An 18,688-nucleotide genomic window follows, 5' to 3' on the forward strand; every position below is an offset into this window, starting at 1 on the left:
GCTCCTTCAGCTGATGGTGATCTGGGGGTGGATGTCGGCGTACACGCCGGGGTCGATCTCGCCGGCGACGGGCGTGGCGACGGCGGCGGCGCCCAGGGCGGCGGCGCGGCGCAGGCGCTCCGGCCACGGCTCGCGCTCGACCAGGCCCAGCGCCAGCCCGGCGACGAGCGAGTCACCGGCCCCCGTGGGGTTGCCGCGCACGGCGTACGGCATGCGCGCGCGGAAGGTTCCCTCGCCGGTGACGGCGAGCAGCCCGTCGGCGCCCATGGACACGACCACCGCCTCCGCGCCCTGTCCGCGCAGGGCCTGGGCACCCTCGGCCGGATCGCCCGGCACGGCTCTGGCCAGCTCTTCGGCGTTGGGCTTGACGATGGAAGGACGGCCCTTGGGCGCGTGGCGCAGCGGCTCGCCGTCGGCGTCCACGATGGCGGGCACGCCCAGGGAGGCGGCGATGGCGGCGAGCGTGGCGTAGGCGTCGGCGGGGACGCCGCGCGGCAGGCTGCCGGACAGCACGACCGCGTCGGCACCCGCCAGCAGCGACTCGTAGCGGCGGGTGAAGCCGGCCAGCTCGGCGGCGCTCACTTCGGGCCCTGGCTCGTTGAACAGCGCCGTACGGCCCGCGTCCGGGTCGGTGACGGCGAGGGTGGTCCGCGATTCGGCGGTCACGGGGTGGAGGTCGTGGGGGAGACCGACGGCCCGCAGATCGTCGGCGATCGCCTGGCCGGTGGCGCCCCCGGCCAGGCCGGTGACCAGCACGTCGCGGCCGAGTGCGCGCAGCACCCTGGCGACGTTCACGCCCTTGCCCCCGGCCCGCCGGTGCACGGCGGCGACGCGGTTGACGCCGTCCCAGTCGGCGCCCGGCACCCGGTAGGTGGTGTCGAGGGCGAGGTTGAGGGTCACCGTGACGATCATGAAGGCTCCGTGATCCAGACGCCGTCCTTCAGCACGCCGTCCACTTGCAGGGAGTCGGAGAGCACGACCAGGTCGGCGGCCTTGCCGACGGCGATCGAGCCGATGCGGTCGGCGAGGCCGAGCACGCGGGCGGGGGTCAGCGAGGTCACCTGGACGGCGTCCGGCAGCGACAGGCCCAGCTCCTGGACCGCGCGGCGGAAGGCGACGTCCATGGTGAGCGTCGAGCCGGCGATCGAGCCGCCCTCGGCCAGCCTGGCCACGCCGTCGCGCACGTGCACCTTCATGGGGCCGAGCACGTAGTCGCCGTCGCCGAGCCCGGTGGCGGACATCGCGTCGGTGATGAGCATCGTGCGTCCTGGCCCGGCCACCTCGTACGCCAGCCGCAGCATGGCCGCGTGGACGTGCACCCCGTCGTTGATCAGCTCGACCGTCACCCGCTCGTCGTCGAGCAGCGCCGCGATCGGGCCGGGCGCGCGGTGGCCGAGCGGCGGCATCGCGTTGTAGAGGTGGGTGGCCACGGTGGCGCCCGCCTCGATGCCGGCGATGGTCTGCTCGTAGTCGGCGTCGCTGTGGCCGATGGCGGCGATGACGCCCTCGGCGGCGGCCATCCTGATCGTGTCGAGCGCGCCGGGCAGCTCGGCCGCGATCGTCACCATGCGGGCGTGCCCGCGCGCGGCCTTGACCAGCCCGGCGAACTCCTGCGGCGACGGCTCGCGCAGCAAGGCCGGGTCGTGCGCGCCGCAGCGGGCCTTGGCGATGTAGGGGCCCTCGAAGTGCACGCCGGCCAGCAGGCCCTCCTCGCACAGCTCCGCCAGCGCGGCGGCCGCCCTGCTCACGCCGTCGAGCATGTCGGTGACCAGGCTGCCCACCATCGTGGTGGTGCCGTGGCGCCGGTGCAGCGCCACGGCGTCACGTGCCTTGTCCTGCTCGCCGGTGGGGAAGGAGCCGCCCGCGCCCCCGTGGTTGTGCACGTCCACGAACCCGGGGACCACGTGACGTCCGCCCAGCCGCAGGCCGGGCCCAGGGGCGGCGCCGTGGCCGACGTGCGTGACGCGGCCGTCTTCGATGGTCAGCCACCCCTCGTGAACTCCCTCGGGCGTCACGATCCTGGCGTCGGCAAGAGTAAGGCTCATGAAGAAAGGATCACAGATCGCGTGAGGTGCATGGGCTCGTCGGGGTTGAGCCCGCGGGCGAAGGCCCGCGCCACCGCGACCCGCTGGGCGCGGATCAGCTCGGCCATCGGGTCGAGCCCGGTCTCCACGAACGTGCCGCCGGTCGCCTCCACCTGGGCGCGCAGGCCCTCGGGAGCGGTGCCGAGCATCCACGTCACGCGGCCAGGCCCCGCGATGCTGATCGGGCCGTGGCGGTATTCCATCGCCGGGTACGCCTCCGTCCACGACCTGGACGCCTCGCGCATCTTCAGCGCCGCCTCCTGGGCGAGCCCGACCGACCAGCCGGCGCCGAGGAAGCTGAACTGCTCGGCGGCGACCAGCGCGTCGGGCAGCGGCTCGGCGACCGCCCGCTCGGCGTCGGCGATCGCCTGGGTGAGGTCCTCGCCGAGGCTGGCGCGGAGCATGGCGAGCTGGGTCGTGGCGAACCTGGTCTGCACGACGGACCGCTCGTCGGCGTAGTCGAGCACGATCAGGTCCTGCGCGGTGTCCCTGATCGGCGTCTCGGGGTCGGCCGTGATGGCGGTGGTCCTGGTCCCGGTCCTGCCGAGCAGGTCGAGCACCTCGGTCGTGGTGCCGGAGCGGGTCAGCGCGAGCACGCGGTCGTAGCCGCGGCCCTCGGGGAACTCGGAGGCGGCGAACGCGTCGGTCTCGCCGTGCCCGGCACGCTCGCGCAGCACCGCGTACGCCATCGCGATGAACCACGACGTACCACAGCCGACGACGGCGACCCGCTCACCTCGTGCGGGGAGCGCGCCGGCGGGGACGTTCGCGACGGCGCGCTGCCAGCACGACGGCTGGGACGCGATCTCGGCTTCGGTGTGGGTGGTCACCACTTACCTCCCCATGATTGATTGTTTCTGCGGTTTTTATACCAGAACAGAGCATAAATGAACATTGGTAGCTCTGGAGTCCCAGGTTGTGCCACGCTTGCTCCTGACCTCATCACCTAGGGAGTCCGCCGTGTCCCGCTACGACCGCTGGAATGCCATCCTGGAGCTGCTCGCGCAGGAAGGCAGGCTGTCGGTGGAAGAGGCAGCGCAGGCGCTCGACGTCTCCACCGCCACCATCAGGCGGGACTTCGACCAGCTCGCCCAGCAGCAGATGCTCATGCGCACGCGCGGCGGCGCGGTCTCCCAGAGCGTCAGCTACGACCTGCCGCTGCGCTACAAGACCGCGCGGCACGCCGACGAGAAGCACCGCATCGCCGCGGCGGCGGCCGAGCTGGTCTCGCCCGGCGCCGTGGTCGGGCTCAACGGCGGCACCACCACCTCCGAGCTGGCCCGCACGCTGGCCACCATGGCCACGCTGGAGAGCGGCTTCACCATCGTCACCAACGCGCTCAACATCGCCTCCGAGCTCACCGTGCGCAGGCACGTCAAGATCGTGGTGACCGGCGGGGTGGCCAGGCCGCAGTCGTACGAGCTGATCGGCCCGCTGGCCTCGGGCGTGCTCGAACAGGTCACGCTCGACGTCGCCTTCCTCGGCGTGGACGCGCTCGACGTCGAGCTGGGCGCCTCCGCCCACCACGAGGGCGAGGCCAGCGTCAACCACCTGCTGATCAGCAGGGCCGCCCAGGTCGTGGTGGTGGCCGACTCCTCCAAGGTCGGCAGGCGGGCGTTCTCCCGCATCTGCCCGATCGACCAGATCGACACGCTCGTCACCGACGCCAGGCTCAGCGACGAGCTGGCCGGCCGGCTCACCGAGGCCGGGGTCAAGGTCGTCCGCGCCTGAGAGCGCGCCCCCGCAGAAGGCGTTACAGGTCGGACGCTGGGCGGGTAGGTATGAGTAACAGCGACAAAGCCGTTTCAGGGGGAAATATGGCGTCGGGAAAGTGCGCGGCCCGGCTCGGGCCCGCGGAGCGGGCCGAGGCGCTGGAGCGCATGACGGCTCAGGAACTCGACGTGGTCGTGGTCGGCGGCGGCGTCGTGGGTGCCGGCATCGCGCTCGACGCGGTGACGAGGGGCCTCGACGTGGCCCTCGTGGAGGCGCGCGACTTCGCCTCCGGCACCTCGTCACGCTCGTCCAAGCTGATCCACGGCGGCCTGCGCTACCTGGAGCAGCTCAACTTCGACCTGGTACGCGAGGCGCTCCAGGAACGCGCCCTGCTGCTCCAGCGCATCGCGCCCCACCTGGTCAGACCCGTGCCGTTCCTGTTCCCGCTGACCCACTACGGCTGGGAACGCCCGTACGTGGGCGCCGGCGTCACGCTCTACGACACGCTCGGCTTCGCGACGGGCCTCACCCGCGGTGTGCCCGGACACCGCCACCTGTCCAGGTCGCGGGCGCTGCGCCTGGCCCCCGCGCTGAAGAAGAGCGCCTTCACCGGCGCCGTCCAATACTGGGACGCCCAGGTGGACGACGCCCGCTTCGTCATGATGACGCTGCGCACCGCGGCGACCTACGGCGCGCACGTCGCGCAGCGGGCCCAGGTCGTCGGGTTCCTGCGGGAGGGCGAGCGGGTCACCGGCGTACGGGTGCGCGACCTGGAGAGCGGCGACGAGTTCGACGTACGCGCCAGGCAGGTGGTCAACGCGACCGGCGTGTGGACCGACGACATCCAGGAGCTGGTGGGCGGCCGCGGCCAGATCCACGTGCGCGCCTCCAAGGGCATCCACCTGGTCGTGCCGCGCGACCGCATCCACTCGCTGACCGGCATCATCCTGCGTACGGAGAAGTCGGTGCTGTTCGTCATCCCGTGGGGCCGCCACTGGATCATCGGCACCACCGACACCGACTGGACGCTCGACAAGAGCCACCCGGCCGCCTCCCGCGCCGACATCGACTACCTGCTCGACCACGTCAACGCGATCCTGTCGGTGCCGCTGACCCGGGACGACGTCGAGGGCGTCTACGCGGGGCTGCGGCCGCTGCTGTCGGGCGAGTCCGACGAGACCTCGAAGCTGTCCAGGGAGCACGTGGTCGCGCACCCCGTGCCCGGGCTGGTGATGGTGGCGGGCGGCAAGTACACGACGTACCGGGTGATGGCGCGCGACGCCGTGGACGCGGTGGCGCACGGGCTGGACCAGCGGGTGCCGCGCTCGTGCACCGACCGCGTCCCGCTGGTCGGCGCCGAGGGCTACCAGGCGCTGTGGAACGCCCGCCACCGCCTCGCCCAGGAGTCGGGGCTGCACGTGGCGCGGATCGAGCACCTGCTGCACCGCTACGGCTCGCTCATCGACGAGCTGCTTGAGCTGATCAAGGAGGACCCGTCGCTGGCCAGGCCGCTGGACGGGGCCGACGACTACCTGCGGGCCGAGATCGTCTACGCCGCCACCGCCGAGGGCGCCCGGCATCTGAACGACGTGCTGACCCGGCGTACCCGCATCTCCATCGAGACCTTCCACCGCGGGGTGGGGGTGGCGCGGGAGTCCGCCGAGCTGATGGCCGGGCCGCTCGACTGGGACGGCGAGCAGGTCAAGCGGGAGGTCGAGTACTACACCAAGCGGGTGGAGGCCGAGCGGCGCTCCCAGGAGCAGGACTCCGACCAGGAGGCCGACGCCATCAGGCTGGGGGCGCCGGAGATCGTCCCCGTGGTGGTGCCGGAAGGCGCCTAGCCATAGGGAAGGGCGGCCCGCGGCGCTGCGGATCTCCGCGGACCGCCCGTGTCAGAGGTCAGGCGGGGTTGTAGACGCTCGCGTCATGGACGTCGAGCAGGGGCTCCTTGACGCCGTCGCCGGAGTCGTCGGTCCAGTTGGAGTTGCCGGTCGAGATCAGCGTGCTGCGCACGGCCAGCGAGCCGGCCCGCGTCGTCGGCTTGGCCGCGCCCGAGGTGAGCAGGGCCGCCGCGCCCGCGACGTGCGGGCTGGCCATCGAGGTGCCGCTGATCGTGCTGTAGCCGCCGCTGCGGTAGGTCGAGTAGATGCAGGTGCCGGGTGCGGTGATCTCCACCGTGGCGCCGTAGTTGGAGTAGAACGCGGACGTGTCGTCCTGGTCGGTCTCGCTGCGACAGGACAGCCTGTTGCCGCCGGCGCCGCCCGCCAGGCCGTCGTTGTCGGTCAGCGCGGAGACGGTGACCACGTCGGGGTGGTTGGCGGGGAAGAACGAGGACGTGTTGGCGTGGCTGTTGCCCGCGGCCACCACGACGACGATGCCGGCGTTGACCGCGTTGGTGATGGCCGAGCTGATCGCGCTGCTGGAGCAGCCGCTGCAGCCCAGGCTCAGGTTGATGACCTCGATGGTGGCGCGCCGTGCCACCACCCAGTCGATACCGGCCGCGATGCCCGCGAGCGAGCCGGAGCCGGCCGAGTTGAGCACCTTGACGGCGTGGATGCGCGCGCCGGGGGCGACGCCCACCGGGCCGATGGCGTTGTCGATCGCGCCGACGGTGCCGGCGACGTGGGAGCCGTGGCCGTTGTCGTCGGTGCCGGAGTTGTTGGTGCAGAAGCCGATCACACAGTTCGCCCTGGCGACCACGTTCAGGTCGGGGTGGTTCTGGTCGACACCGGTGTCCACCACGGCGACGTCCACGTCAACGCGCTCGTCGTCGGTGCCGTCGATGTCGAGGTTGGGGTTGCTGGGGCCGAAGATCCGGTTGACGCCGGTGGGCGTGGTCTGCGCGAAGTGGGTGACCACGGCGTCGGGCTCCACGCTGAGCACGCTGGGGTCGCCCTTGAGCTTCTCGGCGGCGGCGGCGCTCAGGCGGGCGGTGTAGCCCTTGAAGGCGTGCTGGTAGACGCCGACGAGCTCGCCGCCGAGCTGCGCGACCTGGGTCTCGGCCGCGCTGTGCGTGCCGCGCAGTGACGGGTTGAGCTGGACGATGTACGTGCTGTCTGGGGCTGCTTGCTGGACGGTTGCGGACACGGGCAGCGGCGCCGCGGATAACGCGAGCGCGCTGACGAGCAATGCGAGCAGGGGGGTGCGTGGTCGCATGGCAGCGTGGGCCCTTTCTCGTGACGCGGACCGGCGGCGGCTTGTGACGGTCTACCGCCTGATCCGACAGGACGGTGTCATCAAAGTTTTCATCATTTGTCGGGATAAGTCCATAAAAAAGGTGCCGATTCGTTACGAACCGGCACCTTTTGGTTGCTTAACGAAGCGGGATCCACGCTTGTGAGGCGAGCGACTCCATGTCGTTGACCTGGACGCCCTCGTGCGAGACCGTCCAAATGGAGTCACCGATGACCACCGAGCGCTCGATGCCCGGCTGGTATGGGTACTCGCCTTCCTTCACGGGATGCTCGATCATGCCGAGCCGCCGCACCTCCCTGTCGTCGATCTTCAGCACCAGCGCGCCCGACTTCTCCGCCTGGACCAGCGGCACCACCGCGAGTCCCGTCTTCGGCCAGTACAGGAACGCGTGCGGGTCCCACTCCGCGCCCGAGCCCGAGTCGCGCTGGAAGAACTGCGACAGCCGGCGCGGCGCGGCCGGGTCGCTCACGTCGAACAGCGACACCTGCGTGCCCAGCGTCCTGCCCTTCTCGCTGGCCTCCTGCCCGATCCCGATCAGCCGGCCGTCCGCACCCGGATGCAGGTACGCCGAGTAGCCGGTGATCTTCAGCTCGCCCGTCACCTTGGGCCGCGCCGGGTCGCGCAGGTCCAGCGTGTAGAGCGGGTCCACCTGGCGGAACGTCACGCAGTAGCCGATCGGGCCGATGAAGCGCACCGAGTAGATGCGCTCGCCCTTGCCGAGGCCGCCCACCTCGCCCACCTTCTCCAAGGTGGTGGCCTTGAGCACGTGGACGGTGCTGGAGCTGTCGGCGCCGTCGGCCGCGGTGAGCGTGGTGGCCAGGCGGAGGTGGCCGTCGTGCTCCGACAGCGAGTACTGGTTGAGCAGACGGCCCGGCACCTTGCCCGAGGCCACGTACGCGGGAGCGCCCGGCTTGGTGATGTCGAAGCGGTGCACCTCCGTCTCCTCAGGAGGCGGCGTGCGCGTCGGATACGGCACGTCGACGGCCGGCTCGCTCGGGGTCGGCTCGTCGGCGGGGGCCGCGCCCGACGAGCGGGGCGCCGGGGTGGGCGGGGGCTCGACGGGGAGCGGGCGCACGATGGGGAACCACCAGCGGGGGTTGCTGGCGACGTACAGGCTCTGGCCGGTGCCGTAGACGATGTCGCCGTCGGCGGCCAGGCTGATCGGGTCGGTGCCCGCCGCCGTGACGCCGCCGGCCAGGTCGATCGTGTGCACGGTCAGCATCGAGGTGCCGGTGTAGTCGGCGGGGTGGCTGACCCGCTCGCACGCCACCCGGCTCTTCGTGACCTTCCCCGCCGCGTCGGTGATCTCGATGGTCGGCAGCCAGCTCTCCGCCGGCGCCCGCTTGACCGCGGCCCGGTTCGCCGCGATCAGCTCCGCCTGCTGGGCGTCAGGGCGCGGCTCCGGGAAGGTGATCTCGGGCTCGCTGCGGGTGACCAGCCGGACCGTGTCGCCCACCAGCCGGGCGTCCACGTACGAGCCCTGCGGCTTGATCGTGCTCAGCACCTTGGGCTCGCCCGCGAGGTCCACCAGCACGTACCGGGTGTCACCCACCGGGCCGGCGATCCGCTTGTACATGATGTCGCCGCCGCGCATCAGCACCAGCGCCCGGTCACCCGAGACCAGCAGGTCCGCGGGGACGCCGGGGCCGCCCTCCCCCTCGGTCAGCCTGAGTGAGGCGGTGATCTTCCTGGTCGCCGTGTCGATGACGCGCAGGGTGCCGTTCGCGACCGTGATGAGCCGGTCGCCGTCGGTCTTGACCAGGTCGGGCTCGTCCACGCCGGCCTCGTGCACGTTCGTGGTCGAGTGCTCGGGCGTCTGCGTCGTCCGCGCCTTCGCCTCGCTGCGTACGCTGTCCTCCATGACCATCGGCATCGCGTGGCCGAAGCCGTACGGGCCGACGTTCTCGGCGGCGTGCTCGCGCAGGCCGGTCAGCAGGTCGTCGCACCCGTCGTAGGCCACCAGGCGCACCGCGCCGAGACTCGTCCTCCTGGGCGCCGGGTCCTCGCCCCCGCCCGTCGAAGCGGTGCAGGCGGTCGTGACCGCGGCCAGCGCGGCGGCGGTCACGACCGTACGGATCAGCGTGTTCATGTCCCCATCACGGCCGGGCGGGCCGGATGGTTCACGAACCGTGCGCCGGGTTCCTGGTGAAGACCGGATCGAGGTCGAGGCTGTCGGGCACCTCCATGAGCTTGCGCACGAGCTTGCCCTTGAAGTCCACCACCTGCACCTCGTCGTTGGCGCCGTTGTCGTTCTCCCAGCAGAACAGGTGCTCCTCGTCGTAGAAGCCGAGCACCTCGTCGCAGTCGGAGTAGAACGTGCGCAGCCGCTCGCCCGTCCCGGCGTCCCACACGCAGTGGTCGTTGTACGTGCCGTCCGGGCAGTTGGTGACGAACGCGTCGCCCGAGGGCGAGAAGAGGTCCTGGGTGGTGTCGGCGGCGAGCGTGCCGATGTTCGCCTGCGAGCGCACGGCCCTGCCCTGGGCGTCGAAGAAGCGCAAACTCAGATTGTCCTCGTCGCCGTGGACGTTGACCGTGCCCGTCTCGTCGCCGTCGAAGCCCCACGAGCTGCCCCTGACGTCGGGGTCGCTGACGTCCACCCGCCTGACGCGCTTCGTGGCCACGTCCACCAGCATGAAGCCCGGGTACGTCCAGGTGTCGCCGCGCTTGTGCCCGATGCTGAGCAGGATCGTCGCGCCGTCCTTCGACCAGTTCCTGATGATGCCGGTCTGCGGCTTCTTGACGGTCTTGATCGTGGTGCGCTCGCCGGTCTCGCGGTCGGCGATGACGATGAAGTCATGGTCGTCGGGGGTGTAGCGCTTGCCCCTGGAGGCCAGGTAGCGGCCGTCGGGGGAGACCAGCGACTCCATGTTGCCCGCGTACTTCGTGAACGGGCCGCGCAGCGAGTCCCTGGCGTAGTCGGTCCACGTCTCCTTCTTCTCGTCGTAGATCTCGTACGAGGTCAGCACGATGGCGTCGGACGGGTTCTCGTACAGGGAGATCGCGCCGCCGGGCAGCGTCCGTTTCGTGCCCCTGGCCGGGACGTCCGTCCGGCCCGCCGAGGTCGTCTCCTGCCTGGGGCGGCCGCGCTCCGCCTGCGGGGTCGTCGTCTTCCTCCCCTCCTCCCGCGGGGTGGTGGACGGGCTCGCCACCGACGCCTTGTCCGCCTGGATCGCCACGAAGACGCCGGCGAGGACCAGCAGCGCGATCGCCACGGCGGCGCCCGCGACCAGCGGCGCCCGCCTGCCGCTCCTCGGCGGCTGGGCGGCCGGGTGGGTGGGCGGAGCGTAGGCGGGCGGCGTGTAGGCGTGCGCGGGGACGGGCCCCTGAGAGTGCGGGCCCGCGGTGTGCGGGCCCGCGTGCGAGTGCGGGCCTGCGGAGGGAGGGCCGGCGTGTGAGGGCGGACCTACGTGGGAGGGCGGGCCGGCGTGTGCGGGCGGGCCGGCGTGGGAGGGCGGCCCCGGGAAGGCAGCGGGGGGTGGCGCCGCCGCCTCCGCCGCGCCCTGTGCGAGCATGCCGGAGCCGGGCGCCGACTGCTGCAGCAGCCGCATCATCACCTGCTCGGCCGTGGGCCGCTGCGCCGGGTCCTTGGCCAGGCAGGCGGCCACGACCTCGCGCAGCGTGCCGTCCAGCACGCCGAGGTCGGGCTGCTGGCTGAGCACCCGGTTGATCACCGCGGGCATCGTGTCGCTGCCGAACGGCGCCCGCCCCGACGCCGCGTAGATCATCGTCCCGGCCCACGAGAACATGTCGGCGGCCGGACCCACCGTGTGCCCCATGATCTGCTCGGGCGGCATGTACGACGGCGTCCCCACCACCGAGTTGCTGATCGTCGAGGTGGCGTTCAGCGCCCGCGCGATGCCGAAGTCGATCACCCGCGGCCCGTCCGCGCCGATGATGACGTTGGCCGGCTTGAAGTCGCGGTGCACGATGCCGGCCTGGTGGATCGCGGCCAGCGCGGTCGCGGTGCCGATGGCCAGCCGGTGCAGCACCGTCCCCGTACGCGGGCCCTGCTCCTGCACCACCCGCTGCAAGGAGGGGCCCTCGATGAATTCGCTGACGATGTAAGGACGGTCCTGCTCGATGCCCGTGCCCAGCACCGCGGCCGTGCAGAACGGCGCCACGTGCCTGGCCACCTCGACCTCGCGCAGGAACCGCCCCACGCTCACCTCGTCGCCCGACAGGTCGGGCCGCAGCCACTTGACCGCCGCCTTGCCGCCGTCGGCGTTCTCGCCCAGGTAGACAACGCCCTGACCGCCCTCGCCGAGCCGGCCGAGCAGGCGCAGGCCCCCCAGCGAGCGCGGATCTGCCGGGCGGAGCGGAGCGAAGGATGCCATGTCAGGATTCTGGCCCCATGCCGCCCGTACGGGGAAACTTCGCAGTTCCAGTGATCGAGTCGGTACGTTCCTGGCGAAACTCCGGACCCCGTGCGGGCATGCCTGAAAGGCTGGACACGTGAGCTGGAACGCACGAGCCCTCGATGTGCTGGCGGCCGGGGAGCCCACCCCGCTGATCGAGTTCCCGGTGCGCGTGCCGGGGATCACGCTGTTACTCAAGGACGAGTCGCGCCAGCCCACCGGCAGCCTGCGGCACCGGCACGCCAGGGCGCTGTTCCGCCGGGCCGTGCTCGACGGGCTGGTCACCGAGGGCGCCACCGTGGTCGAGGCGACCGGCGGCAACGCGGCGGTGGCGCAGGCGTGGTTCGCGCGGCGGCTCGGGCTGCCGTACATCGTGGTCATGCCGGGCAAGGCGGGGCCCGAGCGGGCGCGGCCGGTGGAGGAGCTGGGCGGCGAGTGCCGGTTCGTGACGCCGCCACTCGCCATCTACGACGCGGCGCGCGAGATCGAGGGGCACTTCCTCGACCAGTTCGGCCGGGCGGCCGAGCACGACCTGGCCGGCGAGCTGTTCTCCCAGGTGAGCCCCGACTGGGTGGTCACCGGCGCGAGCACCGGGGCCACCTCGGCGACGCTCGGCGGCTGGATCAAGGAGCACGGCCTGGGTTGCCGGGTCGCGGTGGCCGATCCGGAGAACTCCGCGTACTTCCCCGGCTGGACGCTCGACGTGCATGACTACGCGACCGGCATGCCGTCGCGCATCGAGGGCATCGGGCGGCCGCGGATGGAGCCGGGGTTCCGTCCCGAGCTGGTCGATCTGGTCGTGCCCGTGCCCGACGCGGCGAGCGTGGCGGCGGCCCGGCACATCAGGGAGGTCACCGGGCTGCCCGTGGGGCCCTCGTCCGGCACCGCGCTCTGGGCCGCGCTTGAGCTGATCGAGCGCATGGTCGTCCGGGGTGAGCGCGGCACGATCGTCTCGCTGATCGGCGACGCCTCCGAGCGCCACCTGACGACCTGCCACGAGGACGCCTGGGCCACGGAACGCGGCCTCGACGTCGCCCGCCACGCCGAGCGACTCCGCCTGGTCAGCCCCGGCGGCGGCTGAGGGGACCGAACCGGCCCCCCGATGACCGGGCCGCCCCCGCCCGATGACCGGGTGGTCAGGTCAGGGGGTGGGTGACCCAGACGTTGGGTTCCACGTAGACGGCGTGGTCGTGGTCCACGTCGCAGTGCACCGGCGTGAGCGCCCCCGGCACCTCCACCGGGCCTGGACGGTCGAACGGCAGGCCGGTCCAGGCCCGCCACTCCGCCAGCGTGCCCGGCACCACCATCGACCGGGGCGCCACCTTCACGATCTCGGCGCCGGCCCGCACGTGCACCCGCAGCCACGGGTCGTGGGGCAGGCCGTCGGGGCGCTTCCTGAAGGCGTACTCGGCCATGGGGGTGTGGGGTTCGAGGTGCTTGTGGTTCGGGCGTACTGGGGCGACGAGCGTGCGGAAGCCGAGCCGGGCGGCGTGCTCGCGCATGGCGGCCACCATCAGCCCCGACAGCCCGTTGCCCTGAAGGTCGCGGCGCACGGTGATCTCCAGCGCGGAGACGGCGTCGGGCTCCTGGCCGCGCTCGCGGGCCAGCCAGCCGGCCCTGATCACGCCATCCCAGCCGTCGTCGGGCAGCCCGTCGCCGCCGGCCACGTACGGGACCATGCACGCCCGCGCCACCGCCCGCCCTGGCTCGGCGTCGTCGTCGGCCACGAGCACGTGGTTCTTGTGGCGGGTGGTGACGAAGGGGTAGTAGAGGTCGGCGATCGGGTCGCGCAGGACGAACTCCTGCCAGGTGTGCTCCATCTCCCACAAGGTCGCGGCGAATTCCGGACGTTCTGCGAGCGTGGTGATGCGGAGAGCCATGTGATCATCTTGCCCTGCGTACATCCGAAAATCGCCTGAAATATCGACACTTAAGCCCACTACCTGCGGTGCGCTAGCGTCGGCGGCATGACAGAACTTGACGCCAGGCTACGAGCCATCACCGACCTGATCGTGGCCGAGGCTCGCGAGGGCGGCGGCAGGCACGAGTACGACGGCCGGATCCAGGACCTGTCGCCCGACGGCGTACGGTCCGGGCTGGCGCGGCTCGGCGAGGGACCCGCGCCCGCGGACGCGCACGACGCCAGGCACCTACAGGTGTTCGAGGAGTCTCTGCGCACCCAGCTCGGCGAGCTGGAACTGCACCGCAAGAACCCCCTGATCCACCTGTCCAACCTCGATCTCGCCTGCTACGACCGCGACTACGCGCCGGAGGAGGAGCGCGCGGCGGCCAAGTCGGCCCACCTCGCGCTCTGGCCCGAGGCCGTCGACCAGGCGCTCGCCTCGCTCGACCAGGTCCCCGCCCCCGTCGCGACCTCCCTGCTCGGCGCGGTCAAGGGCCTGGCCGCCGGGGTCACCGACGAGGCCGCGCTGGCCGCGCACGCCAGGCTCGTCGCGCACGTCGAACGGGCCGCGCGCGAGGGCGACCCCGACGCGGCGCTCGGCGGCGACGCGCTCGCCCGCCTGATGGGCACCGCCGAGGGCCTGCCCGTGGACCTCGGCAGGCTGGCCGAGCGCGCCGACGCCGAGCGCGACCGGCTGCTCGACCGCCTCACCGAGTCCTGCGCCAAGCTGGGGGAGACCGGCCGGCCGCCGCTCGACGTCGTACGCGAGCTGGTCAAGGACCACCCCGACGCCGACGGCGTCATCGAGGCGGCCAGGATCGGCACCGAGAAGGCCATCGCGTTCACCCGCGAGAAGGACCTCGTGCCCTACCACGACGGCGAGTGCCTGGTCGGGCTGGCGCCCGAGTCGCGCCGCTGGGCGATGGCCATGATGGCGTGGAACTCGCCCGGCGAGCCCGAGGGCCCGTCCTGGTACTACATCACCCCTCCCGAGCCCGGCTGGCCGCGCCAGGAGCAGGAGGAGTGGCTGGAGGTCTTCAGCGCCACCACGCTGCCCGCCATCAACGTGCACGAGGTGGCCCCTGGCCACTTCTCGCACGCCAGGGCGCTGCGCAGGGCCCCGTCGGAGGTGCGCAGGCTGCTGCAGTCGATGGCGTTCATCGAGGGCTGGGCCCACTACGCCGAGGAGCTCTGCGTCGAGGAGGGGTTCGGCGACGGCGACCCGCGCTTCGAGATCGGCGTCTGGGTGGAGGCGCTCATCCGCGTCACCCGCCTGGCCTGCGCGATCGGCGTGCACACCGGGCAGATGACGGTCGAGGACGGCGCCCGCCGCTTCGAGTCCGACACCCACCTCGCCGGTCCCGCCGCGCTGTCGGAGGCGCGCAGGGCCTCCTTCGACCCGACCTACGGCCGCTACACCTGGGGCAAGCTGCTCATCCTCGACCTGCGCGAACGGGCGCGCGAGGAGTGGGGCGCCGGCTTCACCCTGCAGCGCTTCCACAAGGCCCTGTTCGACCTCGGCTCACCGCCCCTGGGACTCATGGACGCGGTCCTGTAGCGTCGCACGGACTGATCGGGGAACGACCTATGGCGTGTCCCTAGGGAGGTCTGTTCGTGCGCGAGCTCTCCGGCAAGGTCGCGGTGGTGACGGGTGCGGCGAGCGGGATCGGCAGGGCGCTGGCCCTCCGGTTCGCGGCCGAGGGAATGACGCTGATGCTCGCCGACGTCGAGCACGGCGGGTTGGCGGAGACGGCCGCGCTGTGCGGGGACGCGACGGTGCTCACGCAGATCACCGACGTCTCCGACGCCTCGTCCGTACGCCACCTGGCCGACCGCTGCTTCGGTGAGCTGCGGGCCGTGCACGTGCTCTGCAACAACGCGGGCGTCTTCCAGGGCGGCCACATGTGGACCAGGGACGAGGAGGACCTGTCCTGGCTGCTCGGCGTCAACCTGTGGGGCGTGCTGCACGGCATCCGCGCGTTCGTGCCGCGCATGATCGAGCAGGACACCGAGGGTCACGTCGTCAACACCGTCTCCGTGGCGGGACTGCTGGTGACGCCGGGGACCGGCGGGTACGCGGTGTCGAAGCACGCCGCGCTGGCCGCGTCCTTGGCGCTCGCCCAGGACCTGGCCGCGACGGGGTCGAAGCTGCGCGTCAGCGCGCTGTGCCCCGGCGCGGTCAGGACCCGCATCGCCGACTCCGACCGGCTGCGCCCGCCCAGCCTCACCATCACGCCGGGCGCGGACGAGGTGGCCGTCAAGGAGCGCGTCGGCAAGGCGGCAGAGCGCGGCATCGAGCCGTCGGAGGTGGCCGACCTGGTGGTCAGGGGCATCCACGAGGAGCGGTTCCTGCTGCTGACCGACCCGTCGTACGCGGCCGCGCTGCGCCTGCAGACCGAGACACTGCTGACCGGGACCCTGCCCGGCTACCTGGGTCGTCCGCAGTGCTCCGGCCTTCGGGCAGGGGATGAAGCGGACTTCCCCGCGTAGCGGGCCGGAACGCCGGGTAGAGGCGAGCGTTGCGTTCGGGTGCGCGCGGGTGGTGTTCAACGACGGGTTGCGCGCCAGGCGGAAAGCTCACGCGGCGCGCACACCAGGGTGGCCGACGCGCGCCGGGACTTCGCACACAAGCTCTCCACCCGGATCATCCGCGACAACCAAGCGGTGTACGTGGAGGATCTGTCCGTGAAGGGCCTGGCCGGCACAAAGCCGGCCAAGAGTGTGCACGATGCAGGCTGGTCGCAGTTCGCGGCCATGCTGGAGTACAAGGCCGCGGTCCCCGGCCATCAGCTCAAGACCGGGAAGCGCGTCAACACTGACGGTCGTGGGCGAGGACCCGGACGACGGTGCCGCCCGGCGGCTTGACCAGCAGGCGTACGGTGTCGCCCGGCAGCACGTCGCGATAGAGGCCCTGCTTGACCCGGAACGCGGCGGCCCGCTCGGAACGGCCGTCGTGCAGCGCGATGTAGTAGTCGCGCCGCACGCCCTCCTCCTGCGGGATCACCTCCACCCAGCGCTTGACGACGTGGCCCGTCACCTCCTGGCGGCCGGAGCCGCGCGGCAGCTCGGCGGGCGCGATCTCGACGCCCTGCCAGCCGCTGCCGGTGAAGATCCACTCCTGGTCGGGGTTCGCGGGCAGCGGGCCGGGCCCGGCCACCTCCCTGCCGCGCGGGGTCAGCAGGAAGCCCCTGCCGCCCGACAGCAGCGAGACCCCCGCCACCAGCGAGACCATCGTCGCGATGATCGCGGGCCAGGAGAACAGGGCCACCGACACGGTCGCGTACCAGGGGACGATCAGGGCGGCCGTCAGCAGCACGGGGACGAGCACCGTGCGCCAGCGCCTGCGGGCCAGGCCGAGGTCGATGGCGTGCCGGCGGACGAGCTTGACGAACCCGCCCTCCAGGTCGGAGCCCTCGGGCATGAGGGCGATCACGGGCGCCGCGGGCCGGTCCGCCATGCGGGCGCGCACGCGTTCGAGCACCCAGGTCTCGTACGGGCGCAGCGGCTCGCGTACGGGCGGGCCGAGCGTCAGGCGGTCGCCCTCGATCGTCGCCCAGCCGCGTCCGGCCAGCTCGAACAGCACGGTGTAGAACACGTCCTGGGCGCGCATGCCGCGTAAGAGCTCGGCGACGGGGGCGGGCACCGGGTGCTCGGGCGCCTCCGTGTCCCTGTCACGGCCGGACACCTTGAAGGCGGCGGCCAGCGTGGCGGCCCACAGGGCCCACGCGGTCGCCGGCCAGACAAGATCCATCGTTCTGTGTTTAGCACGTCCCACCCGGCCAGGCCAGGTGTCCTGGCCAAGGCCGATAGACTGGTGTCACCGCACTTCGCCTTTTCAGGGGGTTCTCACGGTGTCTGAATTCGACACGGTCCTGGTGGTCGACTTCGGCGCTCAATACGCGCAGCTGATCGCCAGGCGGGTGCGTGAGTGCCATGTCTACTCCGAGATCGTCCCGTCGACCATGCCGGTCGAGGAGATGATGGCGAAAAACCCCAAGGCGATCATCCTGTCCGGCGGTCCTTCGTCGGTCTACGCCGAGGGCGCGCCGCCGGTGCCCCACGGGCTGTTCGACACGGGCGTGCCGACGTTCGGCATCTGCTACGGCTTCCAGGCCATGGCGCAGGCGCTGGGCGGCGAGGTGGCCCGCACGGGTGTCGCCGAATACGGCGGCACCCCGCTCGAGGTGCTCGACGAGGGCGTCATCTTCGCCGGGCTGCCCACGTCGCAGACCGTGTGGATGTCCCACGGCGACAGCGTGGCCGCGGCCCCCGAGGGCTTCGCGGTGACCGCCTCCACCAGCGAGACGCCGGTCGCCGCGTTCGAGAGCGTCGAGCGCGGCCTCTACGGCGTGCAGTTCCACCCCGAGGTGCTCCACTCAGAGCACGGCCAGGCGGTGCTCAAGCACTTCCTGGAGGCCGCCGGGTGCCGGCCCTCGTGGACGATGCTCAACATCGTCGAAGACTCCATCGAGGCCGTGCGCCGCCAGGTCGGCGACGGCCGGGCCATCTGCGCGCTGTCCGGCGGCGTCGACTCCGCGGTGGCCGCCGCGATCGTCCAGCGCGCCATCGGCGACCGGCTGACCTGCGTCTTCGTCGACCACGGGCTGCTGCGCAAGGGCGAGGCCGAGCAGGTCGAGCGCGACTTCGTCGCCGCCACCGGGGTCAAGCTGCGGGTGGTCGACGCCGCCGACCGGTTCCTCAAGGCGCTCGAAGGGGTCAGCGACCCGGAGGAGAAGCGCAAGATCATCGGGCGCGAGTTCATCCGCGTCTTCGAGGACGAGCAGCGCGCGATCATGGCCGACGGGCCGGTCGACTTCCTCGTCCAGGGCACCCTCTACCCCGACGTCGTCGAGTCCGGCGGCGGCACCGGCACCGCCAACATCAAGTCACACCACAACGTCGGCGGCCTGCCTGAAGACCTGCAGTTCACGCTGGTCGAGCCGCTGCGGGCGCTGTTCAAGGACGAGGTGCGCAGGGCCGGCGAAGAGCTGGGCCTGCCGGCCGCCATGGTGTGGCGGCAGCCGTTCCCCGGTCCAGGGCTCGCCATCCGCATCGTCGGCGAGGTGACCGGCGAGCGGCTCGACCTCCTGCGCGAGGCCGACGCCATCGCCCGCGAGGAGCTGTCGCGGGCCGGGCTCGACCGGCAGATCTGGCAGTGCCCGGTGGTGCTGCTCGCCGACGTACGGTCGGTGGGTGTGCAGGGCGACGGCCGCACCTACGGCCACCCCGTGGTCCTGCGGCCGGTCACCTCCGAGGACGCGATGACCGCCGACTGGGCGCGGGTCCCCTACGACGTGCTGTCGCGCATCTCCACCCGCATCACCAACGAGGTGCGCGAGGTCAACCGCGTGGTGCTCGACGTGACGAGCAAGCCCCCTGGCACCATCGAGTGGGAGTGACCCCATCGCGCTGACCGGCTGAAAGCCGCCGCAGCCCCG

15 protein-coding genes and 1 pseudogene are annotated in these 18,688 nt (G+C 72.1%); 8 read left to right on the plus strand and 8 right to left on the minus strand.

What is annotated here, in order from left to right:
* Positions 1–6: 6 nt before the first annotated feature.
* Genes AB0K28_RS03690 through AB0K28_RS03700 form a run of 3 tightly spaced genes read right to left on the minus strand, consistent with a single transcriptional unit; the run spans position 7 to position 2,914 of the window.
* The gene (locus AB0K28_RS03690) at positions 7–912 is read right to left on the minus strand and encodes a 1-phosphofructokinase family hexose kinase (RefSeq protein WP_364364650.1); all 906 of its coding nucleotides are present in this window, start codon (positions 910–912) and stop codon (positions 7–9) included.
* Positions 909–2,045: an N-acetylglucosamine-6-phosphate deacetylase gene (nagA, locus tag AB0K28_RS03695; protein ID WP_364364653.1), complete on the minus strand. Its 1,137-nt coding sequence runs from the start codon at positions 2,043–2,045 to the stop codon at positions 909–911. The genes AB0K28_RS03690 and nagA overlap by 4 nt, the downstream gene beginning before the upstream one ends.
* Positions 2,042–2,914 carry a sugar isomerase gene (locus AB0K28_RS03700; RefSeq protein ID WP_364364656.1) on the minus strand — a complete coding sequence of 291 codons (873 nt, stop codon included), beginning with the start codon at positions 2,912–2,914 and terminating at the stop codon, positions 2,042–2,044. Before AB0K28_RS03700 ends, nagA begins: the two co-directional genes overlap by 4 nt.
* Before the next feature lie 130 nt (positions 2,915–3,044).
* Here AB0K28_RS03700 and AB0K28_RS03705 point away from each other — a divergent pair, with 130 nt between their 5' ends.
* The gene (locus AB0K28_RS03705; protein ID WP_345395795.1) at positions 3,045–3,815 is read left to right on the plus strand and encodes a DeoR/GlpR family DNA-binding transcription regulator; all 771 of its coding nucleotides are present in this window, start codon (positions 3,045–3,047) and stop codon (positions 3,813–3,815) included.
* Positions 3,816–3,901: 86 nt separating this feature from the next.
* Complete coding sequence (locus AB0K28_RS03710) at positions 3,902–5,638, plus strand: glycerol-3-phosphate dehydrogenase/oxidase (RefSeq protein WP_364364659.1); 1,737 nt, start codon at positions 3,902–3,904, stop codon at positions 5,636–5,638.
* A gap of 58 nt (positions 5,639–5,696) precedes the next feature.
* Here the strand turns inward: AB0K28_RS03710 and AB0K28_RS03715 are convergent, their stop codons facing one another.
* From AB0K28_RS03715 to AB0K28_RS03725, 3 genes are all read right to left on the minus strand, one after another.
* Positions 5,697–6,953 carry a S8 family serine peptidase gene (locus AB0K28_RS03715; protein WP_364364661.1) on the minus strand — a complete coding sequence of 419 codons (1,257 nt, stop codon included), beginning with the start codon at positions 6,951–6,953 and terminating at the stop codon, positions 5,697–5,699.
* 157 nt (positions 6,954–7,110) lie between these two features.
* Positions 7,111–9,081 (minus strand): beta-propeller domain-containing protein, encoded by a 1,971-nt coding sequence (locus tag AB0K28_RS03720; RefSeq protein WP_364364664.1) that lies wholly within the window; start codon positions 9,079–9,081, stop codon positions 7,111–7,113.
* Between the two features lie 31 nt (positions 9,082–9,112).
* A complete protein-coding gene (locus AB0K28_RS03725; RefSeq protein ID WP_364364667.1) occupies positions 9,113–11,326 on the minus strand; it encodes a protein kinase in 2,214 nt (737 codons plus the stop codon).
* 118 nt (positions 11,327–11,444) lie between these two features.
* Here AB0K28_RS03725 and AB0K28_RS03730 point away from each other — a divergent pair, with 118 nt between their 5' ends.
* Positions 11,445–12,428, plus strand: a complete 984-nt coding sequence (locus AB0K28_RS03730; RefSeq protein ID WP_364364670.1) for a pyridoxal-phosphate dependent enzyme — start codon at positions 11,445–11,447, stop codon at positions 12,426–12,428.
* A gap of 55 nt (positions 12,429–12,483) precedes the next feature.
* On the opposite strand, the gene AB0K28_RS03735 is transcribed toward AB0K28_RS03730, so the two are convergent.
* Positions 12,484–13,227: an N-acetyltransferase gene (locus tag AB0K28_RS03735; protein WP_364364673.1), complete on the minus strand. Its 744-nt coding sequence runs from the start codon at positions 13,225–13,227 to the stop codon at positions 12,484–12,486.
* A gap of 87 nt (positions 13,228–13,314) precedes the next feature.
* On the opposite strand from AB0K28_RS03735, the gene AB0K28_RS03740 reads away from it, so the two are divergent.
* The 4 genes and pseudogenes from AB0K28_RS03740 to AB0K28_RS03755 all read left to right on the plus strand — a co-directional run bounded on the left by AB0K28_RS03740 (position 13,315) and on the right by AB0K28_RS03755 (position 16,115).
* A complete protein-coding gene (locus AB0K28_RS03740; protein ID WP_364364676.1) occupies positions 13,315–14,808 on the plus strand; it encodes a DUF885 family protein in 1,494 nt (497 codons plus the stop codon).
* Positions 14,809–14,864: 56 nt separating this feature from the next.
* Positions 14,865–15,740 (plus strand): SDR family NAD(P)-dependent oxidoreductase, encoded by an 876-nt coding sequence (locus tag AB0K28_RS03745; protein WP_364364679.1) that lies wholly within the window; start codon positions 14,865–14,867, stop codon positions 15,738–15,740.
* Positions 15,718–15,807: pseudogene (locus tag AB0K28_RS03750) on the plus strand (hypothetical protein); the annotation flags it as partial. The gene AB0K28_RS03745 and the pseudogene AB0K28_RS03750, both read left to right, overlap by 23 nt.
* Positions 15,780–16,115: a transposase gene (locus AB0K28_RS03755; protein ID WP_345395821.1), complete on the plus strand. Its 336-nt coding sequence runs from the start codon at positions 15,780–15,782 to the stop codon at positions 16,113–16,115. The pseudogene AB0K28_RS03750 and the gene AB0K28_RS03755, both read left to right, overlap by 28 nt.
* On the opposite strand, the gene AB0K28_RS03760 is transcribed toward AB0K28_RS03755, so the two are convergent.
* Complete coding sequence (locus tag AB0K28_RS03760) at positions 16,060–17,001, minus strand: hypothetical protein (RefSeq protein WP_364364682.1); 942 nt, start codon at positions 16,999–17,001, stop codon at positions 16,060–16,062. The two genes, AB0K28_RS03755 and AB0K28_RS03760, sit on opposite strands and share 56 nt — an antisense overlap.
* Positions 17,002–17,101: 100 nt before the next feature.
* Here AB0K28_RS03760 and guaA point away from each other — a divergent pair, with 100 nt between their 5' ends.
* Positions 17,102–18,649, plus strand: coding sequence for a glutamine-hydrolyzing GMP synthase (gene guaA, locus AB0K28_RS03765; RefSeq protein WP_364364685.1), 1,548 nt, complete (start codon positions 17,102–17,104; stop codon positions 18,647–18,649).
* Positions 18,650–18,688 lie beyond the last annotated feature (39 nt).

The sequence above is a fragment of the Nonomuraea sp. NPDC049504 genome (assembly GCF_040676845.1).
GTDB classification, from domain to species: domain Bacteria; phylum Actinomycetota; class Actinomycetes; order Streptosporangiales; family Streptosporangiaceae; genus Nonomuraea; species Nonomuraea salmonea.